Annotated in this window: 16 protein-coding genes and 1 pseudogene; 9 read left to right on the forward strand and 8 right to left on the reverse strand. The window is 73.0% G+C overall.

Annotated elements, in window-relative coordinates:
* Nucleotides 1-212 precede the first annotated feature (212 nt).
* Nucleotides 213-3,899: a hypothetical protein gene (locus AB0M08_RS24370; protein ID WP_364497351.1), complete on the forward strand. Its 3,687-nt coding sequence runs from the start codon at nt 213-215 to the stop codon at nt 3,897-3,899.
* Between the two features lie 26 nt (nt 3,900-3,925).
* Here the strand turns inward: AB0M08_RS24370 and AB0M08_RS24375 are convergent, their stop codons facing one another.
* Both AB0M08_RS24375 and AB0M08_RS24380 read right to left on the reverse strand, forming a co-directional pair.
* Nucleotides 3,926-4,189 (reverse strand): hypothetical protein, encoded by a 264-nt coding sequence (locus AB0M08_RS24375; RefSeq protein WP_364497353.1) that lies wholly within the window; start codon nt 4,187-4,189, stop codon nt 3,926-3,928.
* Nucleotides 4,190-4,271: 82 nt separating this feature from the next.
* A pseudogene (locus tag AB0M08_RS24380) lies at nt 4,272-4,427 on the reverse strand (transposase); the annotation flags it as partial.
* Between the two features lie 38 nt (nt 4,428-4,465).
* Between AB0M08_RS24380 and AB0M08_RS24385 the strand changes: the two are divergent.
* Nucleotides 4,466-5,689, forward strand: coding sequence for a transposase (locus AB0M08_RS24385; protein WP_364497355.1), 1,224 nt, complete (start codon nt 4,466-4,468; stop codon nt 5,687-5,689).
* 173 nt (nt 5,690-5,862) lie between these two features.
* A complete protein-coding gene (locus AB0M08_RS24390; protein WP_364497357.1) occupies nt 5,863-6,054 on the forward strand; it encodes a hypothetical protein in 192 nt (63 codons plus the stop codon).
* Here the strand turns inward: AB0M08_RS24390 and AB0M08_RS24395 are convergent.
* Nucleotides 6,046-6,825: an IclR family transcriptional regulator gene (locus AB0M08_RS24395; protein ID WP_364497360.1), complete on the reverse strand. Its 780-nt coding sequence runs from the start codon at nt 6,823-6,825 to the stop codon at nt 6,046-6,048. The two genes, AB0M08_RS24390 and AB0M08_RS24395, sit on opposite strands and share 9 nt — an antisense overlap.
* A 129-nt stretch (nt 6,826-6,954) precedes the next feature.
* Between AB0M08_RS24395 and AB0M08_RS24400 the strand changes: the two genes are divergently transcribed.
* Genes AB0M08_RS24400 through AB0M08_RS24410 form a run of 3 tightly spaced genes read left to right on the forward strand, consistent with a single transcriptional unit; the run spans nt 6,955 to nt 9,145 of the window.
* Nucleotides 6,955-7,986, forward strand: a complete 1,032-nt coding sequence (locus AB0M08_RS24400; RefSeq protein ID WP_364497362.1) for an aromatic ring-hydroxylating dioxygenase subunit alpha — start codon at nt 6,955-6,957, stop codon at nt 7,984-7,986.
* Nucleotides 7,983-8,201, forward strand: coding sequence for a hypothetical protein (locus tag AB0M08_RS24405; protein ID WP_364497364.1), 219 nt, complete (start codon nt 7,983-7,985; stop codon nt 8,199-8,201). The genes AB0M08_RS24400 and AB0M08_RS24405 overlap by 4 nt, the downstream gene beginning before the upstream one ends.
* Before the next feature lie 2 nt (nt 8,202-8,203).
* Complete coding sequence (locus tag AB0M08_RS24410; protein ID WP_364497366.1) at nt 8,204-9,145, forward strand: PDR/VanB family oxidoreductase; 942 nt, start codon at nt 8,204-8,206, stop codon at nt 9,143-9,145.
* Nucleotides 9,146-9,155: 10 nt separating this feature from the next.
* Here AB0M08_RS24410 and AB0M08_RS24415 read toward each other — a convergent pair whose 3' ends face one another.
* Both AB0M08_RS24415 and AB0M08_RS24420 read right to left on the reverse strand, forming a co-directional pair.
* A complete protein-coding gene (locus tag AB0M08_RS24415) occupies nt 9,156-10,481 on the reverse strand; it encodes a lipase family protein (RefSeq protein ID WP_364497369.1) in 1,326 nt (441 codons plus the stop codon).
* 108 nt (nt 10,482-10,589) lie between these two features.
* Nucleotides 10,590-10,781: a hypothetical protein gene (locus tag AB0M08_RS24420; protein ID WP_364497372.1), complete on the reverse strand. Its 192-nt coding sequence runs from the start codon at nt 10,779-10,781 to the stop codon at nt 10,590-10,592.
* A 150-nt stretch (nt 10,782-10,931) separates the two neighbouring features.
* On the opposite strand from AB0M08_RS24420, the gene AB0M08_RS24425 reads away from it, so the two are divergent.
* Nucleotides 10,932-11,801 carry a helix-turn-helix transcriptional regulator gene (locus AB0M08_RS24425; RefSeq protein ID WP_364497375.1) on the forward strand — a complete coding sequence of 290 codons (870 nt, stop codon included), beginning with the start codon at nt 10,932-10,934 and terminating at the stop codon, nt 11,799-11,801.
* Between the two features lie 17 nt (nt 11,802-11,818).
* The gene (locus AB0M08_RS24430; RefSeq protein ID WP_364497377.1) at nt 11,819-12,013 is read left to right on the forward strand and encodes a DUF397 domain-containing protein; all 195 of its coding nucleotides are present in this window, start codon (nt 11,819-11,821) and stop codon (nt 12,011-12,013) included.
* Between the two features lie 28 nt (nt 12,014-12,041).
* Here the strand turns inward: AB0M08_RS24430 and AB0M08_RS24435 are convergent, their stop codons facing one another.
* Entirely contained in the window at nt 12,042-12,206 is a 165-nt protein-coding gene (locus tag AB0M08_RS24435) for a hypothetical protein (RefSeq protein WP_364497378.1), read from the reverse strand.
* Between the two features lie 61 nt (nt 12,207-12,267).
* Nucleotides 12,268-12,579, reverse strand: coding sequence for a hypothetical protein (locus tag AB0M08_RS24440; RefSeq protein ID WP_364497381.1), 312 nt, complete (start codon nt 12,577-12,579; stop codon nt 12,268-12,270).
* 78 nt (nt 12,580-12,657) lie between these two features.
* On the opposite strand from AB0M08_RS24440, the gene AB0M08_RS24445 reads away from it, so the two are divergent.
* Complete coding sequence (locus AB0M08_RS24445; RefSeq protein ID WP_364497383.1) at nt 12,658-12,948, forward strand: SemiSWEET family transporter; 291 nt, start codon at nt 12,658-12,660, stop codon at nt 12,946-12,948.
* A 120-nt stretch (nt 12,949-13,068) separates the two neighbouring features.
* Here the strand turns inward: AB0M08_RS24445 and AB0M08_RS24450 are convergent, their stop codons facing one another.
* Entirely contained in the window at nt 13,069-15,054 is a 1,986-nt protein-coding gene (locus tag AB0M08_RS24450; protein ID WP_364497385.1) for an ATP-binding protein, read from the reverse strand.
* Nucleotides 15,055-15,070 lie beyond the last annotated feature (16 nt).

Here is a 15,070-nt window from a genome sequence, read left to right on the forward strand (position 1 = left end):
GGTCTCCCCGGTCGGGGTAGGCCACGTTTGGCCGGGTTTGATCGGCTTTTCATGATCAACCGTGGGGATGATCTTCGTGGCTGGCGTTCTGGGGTGTGTCGGCGGGCTTGAGTGACCTCTGGGTGCCAGCTTTCCCGGCGTGGCTGGTGTTCGGCCCGCCCGGGTGCCGAAACCGGCGCCGGACCGTTGCACAGGTCCGCGAGACTGGCGCGGTGACCAGCGTCCCCGCTCCCGAGACGTATCCGTGCCCCTACTGCCTCGCGCAGGCGTCGGCGGCGACCGGCTGCCCGTCGTGCGGCCGGGGCCCGGACACCGACGCGATCACCGTGACGCGGATGGACGGGGAGATCGCGGACCTGACCGGGCGGCTGACGGCGGCCCGCGCCGAGATCGCCGCCCTGGAGACCCGGCTCAACGAGAGCATCACCAGCCGCAACACGATCGCGACGAAGGTACGGATCGCCGCCGAGCGGGCCCGGGCATTCCCTCTCCCGCCGACGGTCCCTCCCCCGTTGACAGCCCCTTCCCCGCCGGCCGCCCGCTCCGGGACCGCTCCCGAGACCGGGCCGATCGCCCGCATGCCGCCCGCGCCGCCGGCACCGGGCGCCGAGCCGGAGACCGGGCGTCCCCGCGCGCTGGGGGCGACGCCGTCTCCCGCGGACGGGGTGGAGCAGAGGATCACCGCGCTCACCGCGCAGAACGTGCTGTTCGCGCTCGGTGGGCTGCTGCTCGTGGTCGCGGCGGCCGTCTTCACCGCGGTGGCCTGGGCGCAGGTCGGCGTCATCGGGCGGGCCGCGATCCTGGCGGCGGCGACCGGGACGGTCCTCCTGGTGCCACCGTTCGCGGTGCGCCGGGGACTCCACGGCGCCGCCGAGACCCTCGCCGCCGTCGGGCTGCTGATGGTGCTGCTGGACGGGTACGCGGCCTGGGCCGTCGACCTCCTCGGCGTGCAGGGGCTGGGCGGGCCGGGCTACTCCGCCACGGTATGCGCGGTGACGGCGGGGATCGCGCGGGGATACGGACGGCTCGCCGGACAGGCCGGGCACCGAGACGGGTCGGCCGGGCACCGAGACGGGTTGGCCGGGCACCGAGACGGGCCGGCCGGGCACGAAGGCGGATTGGCCGGGCACCGAGACGGGCCGGCCGGAGGTGGGCTGGCCGGGCCCGGGATCGCGGCGGTGCTGGTCGCGCAGCCGGTGCTGCCGCTGCTCGCGGTGGCGGGTGATGCCGGGGCGACCGGGTGGTCGGTGGCGCTGAGCGGGGTCGCCGTCCTCGACGCGGTCGTCGTCCGGCTCCGCCGGGAGTGGGCCGAGCCGAGCGGGCCGGGGCTGGTGGCGTACCTCTGCGGGCTCCTCGCCGTGAGCGGGGCCGGGATGATGGCGCTCGCCGACCTGGCGGTGGTGGAGAGCGCGACCGAGGCGGCCCGGTCGGGTGGCGCGCTGGTGCTGGCCGCGGCGGTGGCGACCGGCGCGGCGGTGCTCTCCGGCTACCGGACGGCGCAGGCCTGGACGGCGGGCCTGCTCACCGCGGCGGTCGGGATCGCGGGCGGCGGGTGGGCGCTCCAGCTGGACGCCGGCAAGCCGCTGACCCGCCTCGCGATGGTCGCCCTGGCCGTGGCGGTGGCGGTCGTCGCGGTCCGGACCCGGCTCCCCGGCATCGTCGGCCGCGGCACCTGGATCGGCGCCCTGGCGGTGGCCGCGCCGCCCGCGGTCGGCGTCGCGTGGGCGGCCGTGGTCGCCGGCACGCACAGCGTCGCAACGGCACGCCCGGCCCTGAGCGCGGCATGGACCACCACCGTGTCCGGTTTCGAGTGGGACATTCTGCTTGCGCTGGTGGGGGTGCTTTGCGCGTACGTGATAAGCCTCCCCGACAGGGCACGCACGGACCTGGGGCTGACCGCCCTGCTGATGGCCGCCCTGCTGACCCCGGCGGCGCTGCGGCTGCCGTGGTGGACGGCGGCGCTGCTCGGCATGCTCGTCGCCGCGAGCGCGATCGCCCTGGCCACCCGCGCCACGGACGATCTCCGGCTGCTCTTCCGGCTCGCCGTGAGCGTGACGGCGACGGCACACGCCCTGCTCGTCGCGTTCGGCGACGCCGCCGTCGCGGCCGGGGTGTGCGGCAGCATCGTGGCGATCGGCGCGGTGACCGGTTTCGGTCTGCGCGCGGACGCACGCCACGGCGACGTGACCGGTCCGGCACGGCAGCGCGGTGTCGTCGGGGCCGGGGCCGTCACCGCCGGGCTGCTCGCGATCGCGCCCACCGTGTGGCTCGCCCTGCTGGCGCTGGACGTCCCGGTGACCCTGCGAGTCCGCGCGATCCTGCTGGTCGGCATCCTGCTGTGCGCTGCCGCGCGCCACCCGTCGGTCTCCACGCCGCAGGTGACCGGCGTGGCGCTGCTGGTCGCGGCGGCCACCCCGCTGTGGGCGATTCCGGGCACCGATCCCGGTGCGCTCTACGTCGGCGCGGGCCTGCTGCTGGTCGCCTCACTCGCCACCGCTCGCCTACCGAAGCACGCCGCGACCCGCTTGCCGGAGCACGCCGCGACCCGCTTGCCGGTGTTCGCCGCCGCGGGCGTGCTGGCGGTCGGCCTGGCCGCCTGGACCGGCGAAGACCTGGCGAAGGTCCTGGTCAGGCCGTATGGAGCGCTGGCGTTCGCATGGGCCGGCGGCCACCCGTCGTCATCCCCGATCGCGTGGGCGACGGTCGCCGCGGTGCTGATGAGCGCCGCCGCCGCGGGCCGGTTCGCCTGGTCCCTCTCCGCCACGCGCACGGCCGCCGCGATGGCGGTGGCGCCACTGCTCGGGCTGGCGATCCCGCTCGGGGTGGCCGCCGCCCGCGCACCGTGGCCCGCGGTTCCGCTGACGTCGCTGACCGTCGGGCTGGCCGGCATGGTCGTCCTCACGCTGGGCACGTCGCGGCCGGACCGGCGCGCCGGGCTGACCGCGGCGTTCGGGGTACTCGCCGGCGCCGGGCTCTGCGGCGCGACGCCGGTCGCCGGCGCGATGCTCGCCGCGTTCGCCCTGGTCGTGGTCGCCGGGGCGGTGGCGGGCGTGGCGGCCCGCACGGAGATCGCCCGGATCGCCGGCTGGGTGACCGGCACGCTCGCCCTGATCGTCGTCGCGGTCACCGCCGCCCACGTCGCGGAGCTGCGGACCGGCGGCAGCGCCCTCGCCGTACTGGCCGCCGCCGCGGTCGCCGCCGCCCTGGAGTGGATGCTGGCGGCGAAGCGGCCCCGCGAGGCCCGGCCGGTCGCCGCCGTCGCCCAGGCCGCCGCCGTGATCGCCCTGATGACCGCCGGAACGCTCGGCCGCGCCGCCCTGATCGCCACGCTCTGGTCGGTCGTCCTCGCGGTCCGCGCCCTGCGCCCGCACGAGACCCATACCGTCCGCAACGCCTACGCCCTGGCCGCCGCGGGTGGCGCCCTGCTCGGCTGGTGGCTTCTCCTCTCCGCCCGGCAGGTCGGCGTCGCCGAGGCGTACACCGCTCCCGCCGCCGCGGCCGCCCTCGCCGGCGGCTGGTTCGCGCGCCGCCAGCGCCCGGTCCTGCCGTCGTGGACCGCGTACGGCCCCGCGCTCGCCGCCGCCTTCCTGCCCACCCTCGCGGTGATCGCCGGCAGCGGCCCGGACCACCCCGAGTACGCCCGCCGCCTGCTGCTCGGCGCGGACGCCCTGGCCGTGCTGATCGCCGGCGCGACGGCCCGCCTGCGGGCCCCGGTCGTCTCCGGCGCCCTCGCGCTGACCCTGATCGCTCTGCACGAGCTCGCCCAGATCTGGGACCTCGTCCCGCGCTGGGCCCCCCTGGCGCTCGGCGGCCTCCTGCTGGTCGGCATCGCCACCACGATGGAGCAGCGCCGCCGCGACCTGACCCGCCTCCGCGACGCGATCACCCGGATGGACTGACGCGACTCTCCGGCGACCGTGCCGGATCACGGGCGGGCGGGGCGGAGGAGTTCGCGGGCGGTCTCGTAGGCCTCCTTGAACAGGGCCGGGTCCACCCAGGAGTGGCGGGACATGTAGGCGGGCCAGTCCTCGGTGCCGGCGATCAGGCGTAGCGCCGGGATGTGGTAGTGGCGCTGGCGGCAGCGCAGGCCGTCGGTGCAGACGGCCCACTGCGGGTTGGGGAGCTCGATCACCTCGGCGAGGCTGACGGCCGCGCGGCCGCTGCGGCCGGAGACCGCCAGGCGGACCACCTCCAGGAGGGCGCGGACCGCGGCGGCCGCGTCGATCTCGCGGGACGGGGTGCCCCGGGGCAGGGCGCGCCGCAGCCGCCTTGATCGGGGCGTCGCGTTCGGTGCAGACCTCTCGGATGATCTCTGTGAGTCGTTCGTCCACTGTGCCGTCGATGGCCTTGCGCTCGTATTTCGGGCACCAGGCGAGGTGGTGGTGGCAGTGGTATACGACGTTGTTGTTCGATCTGACCTCGTCCATGCTTGCACTGTGTAGCTCGATGCCGTATTGAGTCTGGTGTGTCCGAGACGGTGCGTTACACCTACCGCCTGCGGCCCGGCCGCATCGCGCAGGCCGCACTGCTCGGCGAGTGGGGGCGCTGCCGGTGGTTGTGGAATGAAGCCGTTCACCAGCAGAGGACCGGCCGGAAGCCGACGTTCGGGAAGCTGTCGAAGCTGCTGACCGAGGCCCGGTCCCGTAATGCCTGGCTGCGTGAGGGTTCGCAGGTCGCGCAGCAGCAGACCCTGCGCACCTACGGTGCCGCTCTGGACCACTGGTTCAGGGTCAGGGGCCGGGGACGGCCGAAGGTCAAGCGTAGGAAAGACGCGTTGCCGACCCTGGAATACACCACCCGTGGTTTCCGGGTCAGAGACGGCCGGTTGTGTCTGCCCGGCACGGTGACCGTCCCGATCGTGTGGTCCCGTGAGCTGCCGTCCGCACCGACCTCCGTCCGTATCTACCAGGACTCCCTCGGCCACTGGTACGCCTCGTTCGTGGTCCGCCGCGAGCAGGCCCAGACGCCGGGCGCGGATCTGCCGGGTATCGGTGTGGACTGGGGTGTGAAGACGACCGCTACCACCACCGACCCGGTGTTCGACCTGCCCCACCTCGGCCACCGGAAACGGTGTGCCGCCGAGCTGGCCAGGGCTCAGCGTAGGATGGCCCGCCGCCGTCGACCCAAGGGGCAGAAGGCGTCGAACGGCTACGTGTCCGCGAAGCGGCAGGCGGCCCGGATCCGCAAGAAGGCGGCCCGGCAGAACACCCACGACGCCCGCGTCTGGGCCAAGACCGTGGTCGACCACCACGGCCTGATCGCGGTCGAGGACTTCAAACCGAAGTTCCTGGCCAAGACGTCGATGGCCCGCAAGGCCGCCGACAACGCGATCGGCGCCTGCAAGAAAGAGTTGATCGAACGTGGCGTGCGGGCGGGCCGCACGGTGGTGCTGGTCCCGCCCGCCTACACCACGATGACCTGCTCCGCGTGCGGTGAGAGAGCCAATCACCGCCTCGGACTGGGCGTACGCACTTTCGAGTGCGCGGCCTGCGGCTACACCGCAGACCGCGACCTCAACGCCGCGAGAAGCATTCTCGCCACGGCTGAACGCGACCGTGCCAGTGCCGACGACGTCAGACACCAGATCGCCTCCTTCCGGGACGGTGGATCAGATGCGGTCCGAGCTGGGAATCCAGAGCCGCAAGGCTCCGGAGGGAAATCCCCCGGATTCATCCGTGGGGATCGTTAAGATGATGTCGAACTACCTGGCCCAGCTCTACATCGCCGAGGGCCGGTTCGAGGAGGGTGAGCGGGTCATCGCCGAGGCGCTGCGGCGGGCCGCCGGGGACCGAGCGCTGAGCATAGAGGCCGGCCGGACCTCGCTGCCGGGCCGCTGCACGAGGGCTGGCGGCGGTGGGCACCATGCCGTCACTGCGCAGCGAGGAGCTGTACCTGATCCACTTCCAGGTCACCGGGGACGTCACGGCGCTCGACCGGGCGTACGCGATCCTGGAGGCGAAGGCCGCGACGATCACCGACCCGGACCACCGGCGGGTCTTCCTCACCCGGGTGCCGGTCAGCGCGGCGATCATGGCAGCCCGGCGGTCACGCTGAGGCCAGGGCGCGGGAGATGGCGCGGGCGCTGGAGCGGACCAGCGGGGACAGGGCCTGCGGGGCGAATGACCCGTATCGGACGACCAGGGAGACAGCGGCGATCACCGTGCCGGCCGGGTCGCGGATCGGGGCGGCCACCGAGAGCGCGTCCTGCGTGACCTGACGGTCGGAGACCGCGAACCCGTTCGCCCGGACGTCGGCCAGCATCCGGGCCAGCAGCTGAGGATCGGTGACCGTGTGCGGGGTGAACCGCCGGATCGCCGCGCCGAGCACCTCCTGCTGCAGCTCCGGCGGGGCGTACGCGAGCAGCACCAGGCCGACACCGGTCGCGGAGAGCGCGAACCGGCCGCCGACCCGGGTGTGCACCGGCACGGCCCGGCTGCCCGCGATCCGCTCGACGAAGACCAGCTCGGCGCCCTCGCGGACCGCCAGCTGGACGTTCTCGTGGGTCACCTGGGAGAGGTCCTCCAGGTACGGCAGAGCCCGTTCCCGCAGGCCCTGGCCGCGCGGCGCGAGCGCGGCCACCTCCCAGAGGCGCAGGCCGACGGTGTAGCGCCCGGCCGTGTCCCGCTCCAGCGCGCCCCACGCGATCAGCTCGCCGGCGAGCCGGTGCACGGTCGACAGCGGCAGCCCGGACCGGCGGGCGATATCGGTCAGCGTGAGCGCCGCGTGCCGGGGCCCGAACGCCTCGAGGATCCGCAGCGCACGCCCGAGGACCGGCCCGGTCACCGCGCGCACCGGCGGCCGCCGCTTCCCGGGCTCCGCGCTCATCGGGGCATCATCGCAGGTTTCCTGCTGATTGCTTCCGTATTACGGAAACCCCCGATGCCCGCGGTGCGGCCTGGGTCACACAATCCGGGTCACATCCGAGCACTCAACCCGGCACGGAAGAGGCGGACAGTGACGTCATTCGTTCAAGATCAGTGGTACGTGGCCGCGTACGCCCGGGAGGTCGGGCGCGAGCTCTTCTCCCGGACGGTCTGCGGCGAGTCGATCCTTCTCTGGCGTACGCGGGACGGCGCGGTCACCGCGATGTCGGACCGCTGCGTGCACCGCCGGTTCCCGCTCTCCGAACAGCCCAGCCACCTGGCCGGCGACACCGTGGTCTGCGGCTACCACGGGTTCACGTACGGTGCGGACGGCGTCTGCGTGGCGGTACCCGGTCAGACCCGGGTGCCCCGGACCGCCCGGCTGCGCAGCTATCCGGTGGCCGAGCAGGACTCGTTCGTCTGGGTGTTCATCGGCGACCCGGCACGCGCCGAGGGCACCCGGATCCCGCGCGCACCCTGGCTCGACCGGGCGGGCTGGACCGTGGTGTCCGGCATGGAGCCGCTGGCCGCCCGCTCCAGCCTGCTCGTCGACAACCTGATGGACCTCTCGCACGAGACCTACCTGCACGGCGGGTACATCGGCACGCCCGAGGTGGCCGCCACGCCGATCACCACCGAGGTCGACGAGGAGGCCGGGATCATCCGGGTCTCCCGGCACATGGCGGACGCGGAGTGCCCGCCGTTCTACGCCGACTCCACCGGGATCACCGGGCGGATCACCCGGTGGCAGGACATCGAGTTCACCCCGCCCTGCCTGTACGTGCTGCACAGCCGGATCGCCCCGGCCGGGGTGCTGCCGAACCCGGACGGCACCGACCCGGACGCCTTCCACGTCGAGGTGGTGTACGCGATCACCCCGGAGACGGAGAGCTCCACGCACGACTTCTGGGCGGTGGCCCGGGACTTCGCGCTCGACGACGAGGCGGTCAGCGAGTACCTCGCCAAGAGCAACCGGACCGTGGTGCTGCAGGACGTGACGGCGCTGGACGCCCTGGAGCGGGTGATCGCCGGGGAGCCGGACGGGCACCAGGAGCTCTCCATCAACATCGACACCGGCGGGCTGGCCGCACGCCGCATGATCGCCCGGATGGCGCAGCGATGACCGACCGGCTCCTGCGGGTGGCGTGGCTGCCCGGTTCCGATCGCCTCCACGGGGAGTGCCACTGCGGTGCCGCGTCGGAGTCCGACGATCCGATCGCGATGTGGGAGTGGCTGTCGGCCCACCCCGACCACCCGCTCGGCGGCCCGGCGGTCCCGGTCCTCCCGGCAACGCCGCCCCGGCCTCCGGCCCACCTCGTGACCGCCCTCCGGAGGTAGTCGTGACCGAAACCCTGCGTCTACGGGTCGCCCGGCACACCGTCGCCGCCGACGGTGTGGTGGTCCTGGAACTCCGGCACGAGGACGGTCGGCCGCTGCCGGACTGGGCGCCGGGCGCCCACATCGACCTGCTGATGGCGCCCGGGCTGACCCGGCAGTACTCGCTCTGCGGCGACCCCACCGACCGGCACGGCTGGCGGGTCGCCGTGCGGCGGGAACCCGATGGGCGCGGTGGCTCCCGGCACATCCACGACACACTGTCCGCCGGTGATCAGGTCGAGGCCGGCGCGCCCCGGAACCGTTTCCCGCTGCGGCCGGCGAGCCGCTACCTGTTCCTCGCCGGGGGTATCGGGATCACCCCGATCCTGCCGATGCTCGCGGCCGCCACGACCGCGGGCGCGCGCTGGGAACTGCATTACGCAGGGCGTACCGGGACAGCCATGGCCTTCGGCGAGGAGCTGGCGGCGGCTCATGGTGACCGGGTCACGCTCTATCCCGAGGACGAGCGAGGGCTTATCGATCTCGACGGGCTGATCGGGCGGCAGGAGCCCGGCACGCTGGTCTACTGCTGTGGGCCGGAGGGCATGCTGACCGCTGTCGAACAGTGCTGCGCACGGTGGCCCGACCGGCCGCTGCACGTCGAGCGGTTCAGTGCAACAGCGGTCACCGCAGACGGCGGGGAGTTCGAGGTGGAGTTGGCGCGCTCCGGTCGTACCGTAAAGGTGTTGCCCGGGGTGTCGGTCCTGGAAGCGGTCGAACGGGCCGGCGTCGACGTGCTCTCGTCCTGCCGCGAGGGGACCTGCGGGACGTGCGAGACGACCGTGCTCGCGGGTGAGGTCGACCACCGGGACAGCCTGCTCACCGCGGCGGAGCAGGCCGCCCACGACATCATGTTCATCTGCGTGTCGCGAGCGGCCTCACCACGGTTGATCCTGGATCTGTGACCGGATCGGGTCAGGGCTGGCGGGAGATCGTCGAGCAGTTGGAGGAGGCCGGCAGACCCGCCAGCCGGGCGCCGAGCCAGTCCACCGCGGAGAGCTGGTCGGTCAGCAGTGGACCGAAGTGGTTCAGCAGCGGGCTACCCGTGTCCGGCAGGCTGATCGGCGCGTAGACCACCGAACCGCCCAGGTCGCACCAGTCGACCGCCATCTGCCGGGCCTGGCCGTGGGAGACCAGGTTGTCGTTGACCCCGGTCGCGACCCGCACCACGCCGACCGGTTTCGACGTGCCGATCAGCTGGTCGGCGACGAACGCCCGCAGGGCCGGCTCGGCCTGGATGATCTCGGTGAGCGACTCGCCGTTCGTGGTCCACGACGAGCTCTCCTGTCCGGCGTAGCCGAAGAGGGCATCGCCGACGCACATCGTGGACAGGTCGGTGAGCGCCGTCTTCCCGGCCGTGCTCAGATACTCGTCGAGCAGCGGTGCGAGGGCGGGTTCGGACTGGACGAACCCGTTGACCGCCCAGCCCAGCGCGCCGGCCAGCTCGGTGCCGTCGATCGCGGCCGTGACGTCCTCCAGGTCGGCGGGCGGCGCGCCGGCGTAGGTCGCGGTCACCGTGACGTCCGGCGCGTAGGTGGCCTGCAGCTCCGCGGCCGCGGCGACCGCTCCCCCGCCCTGGCTGTAGCCGTAGAGACCGATCGGGGACCTCGCGGTCAGCGACGTCTTCGGCAGCGCCTTCGCGGCCCGGGCGGCATCGAGCACCGCATGGCCCTCGTCGACCCGGTTGACGTACGTGTGCAGCCGGTCGGTGGCGCCGAGCCCGACGTAATCGGTCTGCACGACCGCGATCCCGCGCAGCAGGAGCTGGTAGATCGCGAGGACCTCGTACCCGATCGAGATCGTGGTCTGTGAGTCCTCGGTGCCCACCACCAGGCCGCGCTCCAGGGCGAGCGAGGTGGAGCACTGGTCGCCCTGGCCCATCGTGCCGGGCGCGAGCACCACCAGCGGCCGCGCGGTCAGCCCCAGCCAGGGCAGGGCCGGTTCGAGGTACGCCCCGGTGACCGCGACCGGCTCGCCGTTCGCGTCGGTGGACTTGTACATGATCCGGGTCGCGGTGCCCGGCAGGGTGCCGCCGATGCCCGGCAGGGAGAGCGCGAGCGGCAGTTTCTCGCTGCGCACGAGCGTCCCGTCGGCCGCGGGCAACGTCGCCGGCGGCGTGTAGAAGTCGGGGATCGTCACCCCGCGCGAGACGACCGTGGCACCCGCGGGGAGGGCGCCGAGCACGGTTCCGGCGAGGGACGCGACGAGCAGTGTGGCGGAGATGCGTTTCCAGAGGGACATGTCCGGCCTCCAGCGGCTCAATGGTTACCGGACGGTAACCAGGCGAACCGAGACCTTCCAGAGGTATCTGTTATCACTCTTGTCGATATAATGACCGGCTCGTAGCCGTCAGCACTCCCCGCTCAGCAGGCCACGCAGGCTGTCGAGAAGCTCCTCGTCGTCGAGGGTGAGCCGGATCGAGCCACGGCGTTCGTCCATCCGCACCCGGACGATGCCGAGCGGGACACGGTCGAGTCCGACCTCGACCTCCACGTTGAACGGCTGCGCCTGCAGCGCCGCCACCAGTTCGTCCCGTGTCACCGCATCGCCCCCCTCATACACGGGTCCTGTGTGGACCAGGATGCGCCCGCCCTCCTCGCCTATGCAAGTTCGTGCCCACGATTTTTCAGAGACGAACCCCTATGCGCCAACCCTGTGGATCAGGTACAACACAGAGAACAGTGGTTGTGGATGAGGAACGTGCCGGTACGCAAGGTCCCCACGGTCAAGCTCCGCCGGCTCACCGCGGAGCTCAAACGGCTGCGCATCGCGGCCGGCGTCACCATCGACGACGTGGTCAAACAGACCGGGATCGATCAGTCGTCCGTGTACCGGATCGAGCGCGCGCTGAACAAGCCGCAGCGCCGGACGGTGACCACGTTGCTCGCCCTGTACCACGTGGACGATCAGCGCCGCGAGACGCTGCTGACCTGGCTCAAGGAGAGCGACCAGCAGGACTGGCTGCAGGCGTACGAGCCGTACCTGCCCGAGCAGTATCAGGCGTATGTCGGATTCGAGTACGAGGCCGAGCGGCTGAGCAACTACGAGCCGCTCTTCGTCCCCGGCCTGCTGCAGACCGCCGACTACGCCCGGGCGGTCATCGAGGACGTCGGCCAGGAACGGCACTTCACCCCCGAGGAAGTGCAGAAACGCTTGGATGTACGCCGCCACCGCCAGAGCATCCTGCACCGCCCGGCACCGCTGCAGCTCTACTCCGTGATCGACGAGGCCGCGATCCGCCGTACCGTGGGCGGCCCGGAGATCATGCGCGCCCAGATCCAGCACCTCGCCAAGGTCTCCGCCGCCTCGAACGTGACCCTGCGGATCGTGCCGTTCAGCGCCGGCGCGTACCCCGGGATGACCGGCCCGTTCACGGTCATGTACTTCACCGACCCGTTCGACGCACCCCTGGTGTACGCCGAGGGAGTGACCGGAAACGCCTTCCTGGAGAGGGAGAATGACGTGGCCAGGTTCGCCGACACCTTCGAGTTCATCGCCGGTGCGGCCCTGAGCGTCACCCAATCCCGGAAGTTGCTCCAGGAGATAGCGAAAACCGCGTAAGAGAAGAGGGACCCCGGATGGATCTCACCGACGCCAGATGGTTCAAGAGCAGCCGATCCGGGCACGACGGGGCGTGCGTCGAGGTCGCCATCGTCCGGGAGGGGGTCGCCGTGCGCGACACCAAGGACCGGGACGGCGGCACGCTCGCCTTCACCCACGCCGAGTGGGCCGCCTTCGTCGCCGGCGCCAAGTCCGGCGAGTTCGACGACTGACCGCCCCTGACCGACCGCCGCGGGTTCTTCACTCGGCGGGGCGCATCAGCACCGCGGCGGCCAGCAGGGGCACCACCAGCAGACCGAGACACGCCAGCGCCGCCGGGAGCGTCATCCAGCGGTGCAGGGTCACGACGAACAGCGGGCTCACGATGAACCCGCCGTAGGACACCGTGGTGACCCGGGCGACCATCCGGCCGCCCGGGTCACGCTCCGCCGCGTGGGCCAGCCGCGTGGGCCAGCAGAGCCGGCAATCACCGGACCACACCGACCAGCGGCGCGGTCACCACGACCGCCACCGGGAACGCCGCGTGCACCCGCTGGAACGACCGCCGGTCAGCCCGGGCCACCGCCATGTTCAGGCAGACGTCCAGCGCCCCGCGTTCCCGCCCCCGGGCCAGCCGCCCGGCGAACGCCATCGCCGGGATCGCGCCGACCGGGATCGCCACGAGGGCCGGCCCGAGATCCCCGAGCGTGCCCCCGATCCGGTCCTGCACCGCCGGGAGCAGCGCACCCCAGGCACCCCAGAACACGCCCCAGACTCCACACACGACGATCAGCGGCATCACCTCACGTTATTTGAACATTCCGGACGCGGCGGCCGTTGCTGGTGGGGGAGTCATGGTCAACGGATCGGAGATGTCGTGCGTGTCGTACTCGCGTGGGTGACGACCTGCTGGGCCGTGGTCGTGTCGCTGGCCCCGCTGCTCCAGGTACGCCTGGTCGTCCGCCACCGCGACTCGTCCGGTTCCTCGGCCGGCTGGCCGGCCACCATCTTCATCGGCTCGTCGCTCTGGGCCCTGTACGGCCTCGTCACCGACGACCTGCCCCTGATCATCGCGGACAGCATCGGCGCCCTGATCAGCCTCTTCACCGTCATCATGATCCAGATCTACCGCCCGGCCCGGCGCGCCGCCGATCAGCCGGTGCCGTAGGACACCGCGGGCTCGCGGTGCGATCTGCAGACCATGCCGGCGATACGGACGGCGGTCACCCCTACCGAGGGAGCCTGCGGCCCCCACGCCGGTTCGCCGCGGAGTCGGATCGCCGACGCCTCACGTGACCCGATCGGTCCGTGAACCGGTCTCCTCGGCCCAGAGCAGGGCGGCGATCCGGCCGACGGCGCGGTCGCGGTGGCGGCGGTAGGTGTTGAACGACAGGTGCAGGCCGACCGCCACCCGCTGCTGTGTGGTGGCCGGGCGCAGGAACGTCCTGGTGACCAGCTCGGCCAGCGCGGGCTCCAGTGCCCCGGCCGCCTCCTCCACCAGTCCCCGCAGCACCTCGGCGGGCGGCCGCTCAGACCGGCGGCGGACCATCCTGGACCGCAGGAGCGGGTTCGCGGCGAGCGCTTCCGGCGTGGTCAGCACGCGCAGGGCGGAGCGGACGGCGTCGGTGAACTCGTCCCGGCCGAGCAGCGGGACCGCGGCCTGCGCCGGGCGTACCGGAGCGCCCATCTGACGCGCGTGCAGCGCCCGGGTCCACTCCTCGGCGCCCGCCCGCCGCCAGTCGTGCGCGAACACCGGATACCACGCGTCGCCGATCCGGTAGTCCGCGTCGGGCGCCGGGAGGAAGTCGAGGAACTCCATCGCCGGGCGCCACCGGTCGCCGTCCGCCCAGGCACCGGTCAGGGTCCACGCCGTGTCGCCGGTGAGCTGGAGGATGTCCAGCATCTGGCACGCCACGAACAGGGTCGTCGACGGCGACGGCGCCTGCCCGCACTCCCGGTCCAGGAAGAAGCGCCACGCCCGCACCCGCTCGCCCGGCCGGGGCGCGCCGTTCTTGGCCACGAAGTGCCACATGGCCTCGGCACCCGGATCCACACCGAGATCATCTTCGGTCAGGTCCAGGCAGGCGGCATATCCGTTCACCAGCCCCTCTCCGGTACGGAACACCCGGAACGCCGACGGCTGCCGCCGCATCCAGTACGCCACCAGGTCCGCCTGCTCCGCGCCCTGCCACGCCGCGGTCATCGCGACGACCGGGCCGTGGTCGGCGTCGCGAAGGCCGTCGGCGTACCCGCCCAGCGGCGGCGGGAGCGCGCTCAGCCCGGCGACCGGGGAGCGGCCGCCGTTGAGGACGACCATCCGCGCCACCAGCTCGAACCGTTCCCGTTCGTCCGCCACGGCCCGCACCCGCTCCCGGAAGGCGACCAGCTTGCGCAGGAACGTCTCGGCGTACCGCGCCGGGTCCCGCCAGCGCAGGTCGGCCTCGAGGACGTCGCGGACCACGTCGTGCGGGTACAGGCCGTACGGGCTCTCCCCGATGAACGGCTGGCCGCGCAGCCAGGCGAAGAGCTCGGCCGCGTCGCCGCCGACCATCGCCCGCAGGTAGTCCTCGGTGGTGGCCGGCACCAGCGCGCACGCCTCCAGGGCCGCCCGGTGCCGCGGGCCGGGCGCCGCCTCGACCAGGCGGGCGACCAGCGCGCTCACCACGTCGGGCACGTCGCGCAGGCTACGCGGGGTGACGCCCCGGGCGACCGCGTCGGCGAGCAGCGCCAGGGTGAGCGGATGACCGTGACCGATCGCCAGCAGCTGGTCGTGCACCGCCTCCGGGACACCCTGCCCGGCCAGGTAGGCACGCCCGTCGGCGTCGGGCAGGCCGTCCAGCGCGACGACCCGGGTCAGTGCCCGCCACGCCGGGTCGGCACGCCAGCCCGGTCCCGGCGGCCGCCGTCCGGCGATCACCACCGGGCAACCGGCGGGCAGCGAGGGCAGGTAGCGGTCGCGGGCCCAGTCGTCGATCGGCTCCAGCAGCTCGTACGTGTCGATCAGCAGCACCGGGCGGCCGCCGTCCGGCACGGTGGGCAGGCTGCCCGGGCCGAGCGCGAGGTAGCGGGCGTCGACCCGGACCGGGATACGCCCCTGCTCCGCCGCCGTCGCCGCGAAGACGTCGAGCAGCGCGGACTTGCCCACCCCGCCGGGGCCGTGCACGAAGAGCACGCCCGCCGTCGCGAGCACCTCGCGGAAGAGCGCGATCTCCGGCTCCCGGCCGACGAACGACGCACGGCGCAGCGCGTCCACAGTGTCCTGGAGCCGTGACATGGTCCGACCCTAACGG

Source organism: Actinoplanes sp. NPDC051851 (assembly GCF_040681165.1).
Classification (GTDB): domain Bacteria; phylum Actinomycetota; class Actinomycetes; order Mycobacteriales; family Micromonosporaceae; genus Actinoplanes.

Coding starts and splice junctions, on each gene's coding strand:
- AB0M08_RS24405 (WP_364497364.1), top strand. CDS start 7,983: ATGACCGACCGGCTCCTGCGGGTGGCGTGGCTGCCCGGTTCCGATCGC.
- AB0M08_RS24440 (WP_364497381.1), bottom strand. CDS start 12,579: ATGCCGCTGATCGTCGTGTGTGGAGTCTGGGGCGTGTTCTGGGGTGCC.
- AB0M08_RS24395 (WP_364497360.1), bottom strand. CDS start 6,825: ATGAGCGCGGAGCCCGGGAAGCGGCGGCCGCCGGTGCGCGCGGTGACC.
- AB0M08_RS24425 (WP_364497375.1), top strand. CDS start 10,932: ATGAGGAACGTGCCGGTACGCAAGGTCCCCACGGTCAAGCTCCGCCGG.
- AB0M08_RS24415 (WP_364497369.1), bottom strand. CDS start 10,481: ATGTCCCTCTGGAAACGCATCTCCGCCACACTGCTCGTCGCGTCCCTC.
- AB0M08_RS24450 (WP_364497385.1), bottom strand. CDS start 15,054: ATGTCACGGCTCCAGGACACTGTGGACGCGCTGCGCCGTGCGTCGTTC.
- AB0M08_RS24390 (WP_364497357.1), top strand. CDS start 5,863: ATGCCGTCACTGCGCAGCGAGGAGCTGTACCTGATCCACTTCCAGGTC.
- AB0M08_RS24430 (WP_364497377.1), top strand. CDS start 11,819: ATGGATCTCACCGACGCCAGATGGTTCAAGAGCAGCCGATCCGGGCAC.
- AB0M08_RS24435 (WP_364497378.1), bottom strand. CDS start 12,206: ATGGTCGCCCGGGTCACCACGGTGTCCTACGGCGGGTTCATCGTGAGC.